An 8,113-nucleotide genomic window follows, 5' to 3' on the forward strand; every position below is an offset into this window, starting at 1 on the left:
AGGGCGCCCACCATCCCGCGGTCCTGCGTGGCTGCGCGCACCAGCGTGCCCCAGCGCGTGCGGTGCAGGCCCAGCCAGAGCAGCCCCAGCACCAGCGGGCCCACCGCCACGAGGAACAGGTCATAGGTCGGCACCTGCCGGCCCAGGACCTCCACGGCGCCTTCAAGGCCTGGTGCGCGCGGACCGAAAAGCTCCTCGGCACCCCAGGCCCAGAGCACACCATCCTTGACCACCAGCACCAGCGCGAAGGTGGCCAGCAGCTGGAACAGCTCGGGCGCGCGGTAGATGCGGCGCAGCAGCAGCACCTCGGCCACGGCTCCCAGCCCCCCCGTGGCCAGCGGAGCCAGCAACAGGGCCGGCCAGAAACCGATCACGCCGCCGAGCCGATCGACCAGCGAATAGGCCAGGTAGATGCCCAGCATGAAGAACGAGCCGTGCGCGAAATTGACGATGCGCATGACCCCGAAGATCAGCGACAGCCCCGCCGCCACCAGGAACAGCGACGAGGCCGACGCCAGCCCGTTGAGCAACTGGACAATCAGGCCGGAAAGATTCATGCGCTGAAATCGGGCGGGGCTGGCGGCAGCATGGCGGGACTGCGCTCAGTCTGCCGTGCGCAACCGCCGCACCTCGTCGGACGATGGCTGGAAGCGCGCACCGTCGAGATAGCGGAAGTCCGACATCACGCCCATGCCGTTCTGCAGGCGCGTGCGCCCCACGAACGTGCCCATGGTGGACTGGTGGTCCTCGGGCCGGTAGCGGATGGGGCCAAACGGCGACGTCACCTCCAGCCCCTTGAAGGCGGCAATGAGCTTTTCGGTATCACTGCCGCCGGCCTTGCGCAGGCCCGCGGCCAGCGACTGGATGGCCGCGTAGCCCACTACCGAGCCAAGCCGGGGGTGGTCATTGAAGCGCTCCTTGTAGGCCTTGAGGAACGCCTGGTGCTCCGGTGTCTGGATGGCGTACCAGGGGTAGCCCGTGACGACCCAGCCCACAGGCGCCTCGCCCTTGAGCGGGTCGAGGTACTCGGGTTCGCCCGTCAGCAGGCTCACCACCTCGCGCCCCTTGAACAGGCCGCGGGTGTTGCCCTCGCGCACCAGCCGGGCCAGATCGGCGGCAAACAGCACGTTGAAGATGGCGTCGGGCCTGGCATCGGCCAGCGCCTGCACCACGCTGCCGGCGTCCACCTTGCCCAGGGGGGGCGCCTGTTCGGCCACGAATTCCACGTCGGGCTGCGCGGCCTTGAGCAGCTTCTTGAAGGTGGCCGCCGCCGACTGGCCGTATTCATAGTTGGGGTAGACGATGGCCCAGCGCTTTTTCTTCAGGGCAGCCGCTTCGGGCACCAGCATGGCCACCTGCATGTACGTGGAAGCGCGCAGGCGGAAGGTGTAGCGGTTGCCGTTGTCCCAGACGATCTTGTCGGTCAGCGGCTCGGCCGCAAGGAAAAACACCTTTTTCTGCCTGGCAAAGTCGGTCAGGGCCAGCCCCACGTGCGACAGGAAACTGCCCATGAGCACATCCACCTTTTCGCGCGCCAGCAGTTCCTCGGCCGCGCGCACGGCGTCGCCCGGGTTGCCGTTGTCGTCGCGCACCACCAGCTCCAGCTTGCGCCCCTGGATGCCGCCGCTGGCGTTGACCTCGGCCACGGCCAGTTCCATGCCTTTGCGGTAGGGGCCGAGAAAGGCGGGCTGCGCCTTGTAGCTGTTGATCTCGCCCACCTTGATCACGCCCTGGGCATGCACCCCGCCGGCAAACAGCGCAAGGGCGGCAACGATCCAGGCCCCGAGGGCGGCAGAGAGGCTTCGCATTGATTTTCCTTTGTCCCACATCACACAGGCCGAAACCACAAAATGTACCGCCCCTCGCATTTGCCGGACAATGCACGGGTTTGCCCGCCAGTCCGGGGTGCACGCCCGGCCACGCCACGCCAGCACCGCCGCCCTGAGCCCGCCCCGCCGGGGCCCTGTTTTTTCATTCCTGCCCAAGAAACCATGAGTGCATTTCTCGAAGAACGTGTGCTGAGCGTTCACCACTGGACCGACCGTCTTTTCAGCTTCACCACCACCCGCGACCCGGCACTGCGCTTTTCCAACGGCCACTTCACCATGATCGGCCTGAAGGTGAACGACAAGCCGCTGCTGCGCGCCTACAGCATCGTCAGCGCCAACTACGAAGAGCACCTCGAATTCCTGAGCATCAAGGTGCCCGACGGCCCGCTGACTTCGCGGCTGCAGCACATCCAGGTGGGCGACACCATCGTCGTCGGCAAGAAGCCCACCGGCACGCTGCTGATCGACTACCTGCTGCCCGCCAAGCGCCTGTACATGTTCTCCACTGGCACCGGGCTGGCGCCGTTCATGAGCGTGATCCGCGACCCCGAAACCTACGAGAAGTTCGAGGAAGTGATCCTGGTACATGGCGTGCGCCAGGTGGCCGAACTGGCCTACCACGACTACATCACCCAGGAACTGCCCCAGCACGAGTTTCTGGGCGAACTGGTTTCCAAGCAACTCAAGTACTACCCCACGGTGACGCGCGAGCCCTTCAAGAACCAGGGACGCATCAACGACCTGATCGAAAGCGGCAAGCTGTTCACCGACCTCGGCGTGCCGGCGCTGGACCCGCTCACCGACCGCGTGATGCTCTGCGGCAGCCCTGAAATGCTGGCCTCGCTCAAGCACATCCTCGAGCAACGCGACTTCGAGGAAGGCAACACCACCAAGCCGGGCGATTTCGTCATCGAACGCGCCTTCGTCGAGAAATAACGCCTCTCAGGACCGGCGCGCGGCGGCCAAGGCCGGCCGCGCGGGTTTTGCCCCCACCGCCTCTTCGGCATCGTCCTCCCCGGACGCCGCACCTTCGCCATCGAGCCGCTGCATGTTGTCCAGCAGCTTGAGCAGGTAATGCAGGGTGTGCGCCATGTCTCCCACCGAAAAATCCGCCAGCACCTGCCCGTAGTAGCGGCGGATGTTCGGCTGCGCCTCGTTCACCCACACGCCACGCCCTGAATCCGTCATGGTGATGCGCCGCGACCGGCGATCGCGCCCGTCGGGCGCACTGCCCAAGTGGCCGTCCCGCTCCATGCGGCTGATCAGGCCTGACAGGTTCTGCCGGCTCACCATCAGGTAGCGGGCGAGGTCTCCCACGCTCATGCCATCGGCCGCCTCGGGCCGTGACAACGCCCCCAGCACGGCCCATTGCTGCGTGGTCAGTCCCTGCGCATCTACGGCCCGCGTGCCTGTTTTATGCAACATATTGGCACATTGATACAAACGAAAGAACAAGCGATTGGCCAGTTCCATCTTGGCAGTTTCGGCTTCTAACATAGGGTTTTCCATTATTTTTTCCTTGGACATCTCGCTTGCGAAGCGCTCACCAGGCCTCTAATATACGTCAACGTATTGACATATATAGCGCGATGCTGTGCGGTAACCGCACAGCATAGCAACCCCAGTGAACCCGTGTACGCAAGGAGTACCCCATGCAAAGATTTGATGGAAAGACAGTGATCGTGACTGGCGGCGGCGGCGGTATCGGTGGTGCCGCTTGCCGCCGGTTCGCCCAGGAAGGCGCCCGCGTGGCCGTTTTCGACATGAACCTGCCGGCCGCCGAGAAGGTGGCTGCCGCCATCCGCACGGCGGGGGGACAGGCGGCCGCGTTCCAGTGCGACATCACGCAGCGCCCCCAGGTGGATGCGGCCGTGGCCGCCGCCGAAGCACAGCTCGGCCCCATCGCCGTGCTGGTCAACAACGCGGGCTGGGACGTGTTCAAGCCCTTCACCAAGACCGTTCCCGCCGAGTGGGACAAGCTCATCGCCATCAATCTCACGGGCGCGCTGCACATGCATCACGCGGTGCTGCCGGGCATGGCCGACCGCAAGGCGGGCCGCATCGTCAATGTGGCGTCCGACGCCGCACGGGGCGGTTCCTCCGGCGAGGCGGTCTATGCGGCGTGCAAAGGCGGGCTGGTGGCGCTGTCCAAGACCCTGGCGCGCGAGCATGCGCGCCAGGGCATCACCGTGAACGTGGTCTGCCCCGGCCCCACCGACACCGCCTTGCTGGCCGGCGTGGCCGAAGGCGCGCGCGACCCGGCCAAGCTGATCGACGCCTTCAAGAGCGCCATCCCGCTGGGCCGCCTGGGCCAGCCCGACGACCTGGCCAGCGCGATTGCCTTCTTCGGCAGCGATGACGCCGCCTTCATCACCGGCCAGGTCATCAGCGTCTCTGGCGGTCTGACCATGCATGGCTGAGATGTGCGCCCCGCGCCCGCCACTGCGTGTGCCGCGCCGCCCCCAGAGGGCCCGGCAGGCCTCAGGCGAGCCCGGCGGCGCGCGGCCTTTCACCTCCGAATCACCAACCGAAAGAACACCATGAATTTCGAAGACATCCTGTACGAAGTGCGCAATGGCGTGGCCTGGATCACCATCAACCGGCCCGACAAGATGAACGCCTTCCGCGGCCAGACCTGCGACGAGATCATCAGGGCCTTGAACAAGGCTGGCTACGACCGTGACGTGGGTGCCATCGTGCTGGCCGGCGCGGGCGACCGGGCGTTCTGCACCGGTGGCGACCAGTCGGCCCACAGCGGCAACTACGACGGCCGCGGCACCATCGGCCTGCCGATGGAAGAGCTGCACACCGCCATCCGCGACGTGCCCAAGCCCGTGATCGCCCGCGTGCAGGGCTTTGCGATTGGCGGCGGCAACGTGCTGGCCACCATCTGCGACCTGACCATCTGCTCCGACAAGGCGCAGTTCGGCCAGGTGGGGCCCAAGATGGGCTCGGTGGACCCCGGGTACGGCACCGCCTTCCTGGCCCGCGTGGTGGGCGAGAAGAAGGCCCGCGAGATCTGGTACCTGAACCGCCGCTACAGCGGTGCCGAGGCCGTGGCCATGGGCCTGGCCAATTTCTGCTTCCCGCACGAACAGCTCGACGCCGAAGTGCAGAAGATCGGCGAGGAACTGTGCGAACGCAGCCCCACGGCGCTGGCCATCGCCAAGCGCAGCTTCAATGCCGACACGGCGCACCAGGCCGGCATCGCGGGCCTGGGCATGTACGCGCTCAAGCTGTACTACGACACCGAAGAGTCACGCGAAGGCGTGAATGCGCTCAAGGACAAGCGCAAGCCTGAGTTCCGCAAATACGCGAAATGACCCGCCCCGCTGGAGACGAACCATGAGCGCAACGCAGAACCGCTTCAAGCAAGCGAACGCCCCCTTGGGGGGCAGAGAGTACACGCCAGTGACGAACGTGGGGGCCCCATGAACCCGAATCCCTACATTGACGAAGACCTGCAGGCGCTGGCCGACACGGCCCGCCGATTTGCCGAAGAGCGCGTGAAACCCGGCTTCCTGGAGCGCGACAAGACCCGTGATCTGGACCGCGTGCTGCTGCGCGAGATGGGCGAGCTCGGTTTCATCTGTCCCGAACTGCCCGAGCAGTACGGCGGCCTGGGGCTGGGCTGCCTGGCCGCTGGCGTGATCCACGAAGAAATCGCCCGCGCCGACCTGAGCTTTTCGTACCTGAACCTGCTGGCGTCGCTCAACGGCCAGATCCTGTCCAAGTACGGCAAGCCCGAGGTGGTGGGGCCGTGGCTGCACAAGCTCACGCGGGGCGAAGCCATCTGCTGCATCGCATTGACCGAGCCGCGCGGTGGTTCGGACGCCGCCAACCTGCGCCTGCGCATCGAGCGCGACGGTGACTTCTACGTCATCAACGGGGAGAAGACCTCCATCTCCGCCGCCGACCAGGCCGACATCGCGGTCGTGTTCGGGCGCACCGGCCAACCCGAGGATGGCGCCCATGGCGTGACGGCCGTGATGGTGCCGATGGACTCGCCCGGCATCACCACGAGCCGCTTCGACTGCCACGGTCAGCGCGCCATTGGTCGCGGCTCGATCTTCTTCGAGAACGTGCGCGTTCCGGTCACCCACCGCCTGGGCGACGAGAACAAGGGCTTCGTGCAGGTGATGCATGGCTTTGACTTTTCGCGCTCGCTCATCGGCCTGCAATGCCTGGCCGTGGCGCGCGTGGCGCTGGAGGAAACCTGGGAATACATCACCCAGCGCCAGGCTTTCGGTCAGCCGCTCTCGGCCTTCCAGGGCGTGACGCACCCGTTGGCGCAGTACGACACCGAGGTCGAAGGCGCCCGCCTGCTGTGCCTGCAGGGCCTGTGGCTCAAGGACAAGGGCCTGCCCCACACCGCCGAGGCAGGCATGGCCAAGTGGTGGGGTCCCAAGCTGTCCTACGACGTGATCCACCAGTGCCTGCTGTGCTTTGGCCACGGCGGCTACGACCGCGGCCTGATGGAGCAGCGCCTGCGCGACGTGCTGGGCTTCCAGATTGGCGACGGCACGGCGCAGATCATGAAAACCATCATCGCCCGCGCCCGGGCCGGCCGCAAGTTCGTGCCGGCCTGAGCCAGCGACACGCCACCACAGCTCACCCCACGCCACGGATCCCCACCACAACACCAGGAGACAAGACCATGGAATTCGACGCCGTACTGCTGCCCCCCCGCCGCGCCCGCATGGTGGCGCAGGGCCACTGGCACGACCGCACCATCAACGATGCGCTCGATGCCTGCGTGGCGGCCTGCCCCGACAAGGCGGCGCTCACCGCGGTCCAGATCGAAGCGGGCACCACCACGCGCTTCACCTACCGCGAGCTGGCGCGCATGGCCGACCGCATCGCCGTGGGCCTGGCGCGCCTGGGGGTTGGCCGGGGCGACATCGTGGCCTGCCAGTTGCCCAACTGGTGGCAGTTCACGCTGACCTACCTGGCCTGCTCGCGCATCGGCGCGGTGATGAACCCGCTGATGCACATCTTCCGGGAGCGCGAACTCTCGTTCATGCTGCAGCATGGCGAGGCCAAGGTGGTGATTGCGCCCCAGATTTTCCGCGGGTTTGATTTCGAAAAGATGATCACGGGCCTGCAGCCCAGCCTGCCGCACCTGAAACATGTGGTGGTGGTCGGTGGCAGCGGCGCCAACAGTTTTGACGCCCTGCTCAGTGGCCCCGCGTGGGAGCAGCAGCCCGATGCCCAGGCCATTCTGACGGCCCACCGCCCCAGCCCCGACGACGTGACCCAGCTCATCTACACCTCGGGCACCACGGGCGAGCCCAAGGGCGTGATGCACTCGGCCAACACCGTGATGTCCAACATCATTCCGTATGCCGAGCGCCTGCACCTGGGTGCCGAAGACGTGGTGTTGATGGCCTCGCCCATGGCGCACCAGACCGGCTTCATGTACGGGCTCATCATGCCCATCCTGCTGCAGGCCAGCGCCGTGCTGCAGGACATCTGGGAGCCGGCCAAAGCCGTCGCGCTGATCAACGCGGAGAAGGCCAGCTTCACCATGGCCTCCACGCCGTTCCTCACCGACCTGGCACGCACCGTTGCCGAGACCGGCGTGGCCGTGCCCAGCCTGCGCACCTTTTTGTGCGCGGGTGCACCCATCCCCGGCCCGCTGGTCGAGCAGGCCCGCAAGGCGCTGGGCGCCAAGATCGTCTCGGCCTGGGGCATGACCGAAAACGGCGCCGTCACGCTCACCCGGCTGGACGACGACGATGAGCGCTCCTTCAACACCGACGGCTGCCCGCTGCCCGGCGTGGAAATCAAGGTAGTGGATGTCGATGGCCAGCCGCTGCCGCCCGGCCAGCCCGGCAAGCTGCTGCTGCGCGCGTGCTCCAACTTCGGCGGCTACCTGCACCGCCCGCACCTCAATGCCACCGACGCGGACGATTGGTTCGACACCGGTGACCTGGCCCGTATCGACGAGCGCGGCTACCTGCGCATCACCGGCCGCAGCAAGGACGTGATCATCCGCGGCGGCGAGAACATTCCGGTGGTCGAGGTGGAATCGCTGCTGTACCGCCACCCGGCCATCGCCCTGGCCGCCGTCGTGGCCTACCCCGACGAGCGCCTGGGCGAGCGGGCCTGCGCCGTGGTGGTACCCAAGCCGGGGCAAACCGTCGATCTGCCGGGCCTGGTGCAGTTCCTGAAAGAGCAAAGGATTGCCGTGCAGTACATCCCCGAGCGCCTGATCGTGCGCGACGCGATGCCCTCCACACCGTCCGGAAAGATCCAGAAATTCAAGCTGCGCGAGATGCTGC

General features: G+C 66.5%; 8 protein-coding genes. 5 read left to right on the forward strand and 3 right to left on the reverse strand.

Annotated features, from left to right (window positions below; translation table 11 throughout):
- Both ACDELDRAFT_RS16525 and ACDELDRAFT_RS16530 read right to left on the reverse strand, forming a co-directional pair.
- A partial coding sequence (locus ACDELDRAFT_RS16525; protein WP_005798911.1) for a branched-chain amino acid ABC transporter permease occupies positions 1-557 on the reverse strand: 557 nt, incomplete at its 3' end.
- Between the two features lie 45 nt (positions 558-602).
- Positions 603-1,808 (reverse strand): ABC transporter substrate-binding protein, encoded by a 1,206-nt coding sequence (locus tag ACDELDRAFT_RS16530; protein WP_005798913.1) that lies wholly within the window; start codon positions 1,806-1,808, stop codon positions 603-605.
- Positions 1,809-1,991: 183 nt separating this feature from the next.
- Here ACDELDRAFT_RS16530 and ACDELDRAFT_RS16535 point away from each other — a divergent pair, with 183 nt between their 5' ends.
- Entirely contained in the window at positions 1,992-2,765 is a 774-nt protein-coding gene (locus ACDELDRAFT_RS16535) for a ferredoxin--NADP reductase (protein WP_005798915.1), read from the forward strand.
- A gap of 6 nt (positions 2,766-2,771) precedes the next feature.
- Here the strand turns inward: ACDELDRAFT_RS16535 and ACDELDRAFT_RS16540 are convergent, their stop codons facing one another.
- The gene (locus ACDELDRAFT_RS16540) at positions 2,772-3,338 is read right to left on the reverse strand and encodes a MarR family winged helix-turn-helix transcriptional regulator (protein ID WP_005798917.1); all 567 of its coding nucleotides are present in this window, start codon (positions 3,336-3,338) and stop codon (positions 2,772-2,774) included.
- Positions 3,339-3,481: 143 nt separating this feature from the next.
- Here ACDELDRAFT_RS16540 and badH point away from each other — a divergent pair, with 143 nt between their 5' ends.
- From badH to aliA, 4 genes are all read left to right on the forward strand, one after another.
- Positions 3,482-4,249 (forward strand): 2-hydroxycyclohexanecarboxyl-CoA dehydrogenase, encoded by a 768-nt coding sequence (gene badH / locus ACDELDRAFT_RS16545; RefSeq protein ID WP_005798919.1) that lies wholly within the window; start codon positions 3,482-3,484, stop codon positions 4,247-4,249.
- A 120-nt stretch (positions 4,250-4,369) separates the two neighbouring features.
- Complete coding sequence (gene badI / locus ACDELDRAFT_RS16550) at positions 4,370-5,152, forward strand: 2-ketocyclohexanecarboxyl-CoA hydrolase (RefSeq protein ID WP_005798921.1); 783 nt, start codon at positions 4,370-4,372, stop codon at positions 5,150-5,152.
- Between the two features lie 108 nt (positions 5,153-5,260).
- Positions 5,261-6,418, forward strand: a complete 1,158-nt coding sequence (gene aliB / locus ACDELDRAFT_RS16555; protein WP_005798922.1) for a cyclohexanecarboxyl-CoA dehydrogenase — start codon at positions 5,261-5,263, stop codon at positions 6,416-6,418.
- A gap of 68 nt (positions 6,419-6,486) precedes the next feature.
- Positions 6,487-8,113 (forward strand): cyclohexanecarboxylate-CoA ligase (gene aliA, locus ACDELDRAFT_RS16560; protein ID WP_005798924.1); only part of this gene is annotated, 1,627 nt, incomplete at its 3' end.

Origin of the sequence: Acidovorax delafieldii 2AN, assembly GCF_000175235.1 — a bacterium.
GTDB classification, from domain to species: Bacteria; Pseudomonadota; Gammaproteobacteria; order Burkholderiales; family Burkholderiaceae_C; genus Acidovorax; species Acidovorax delafieldii_B.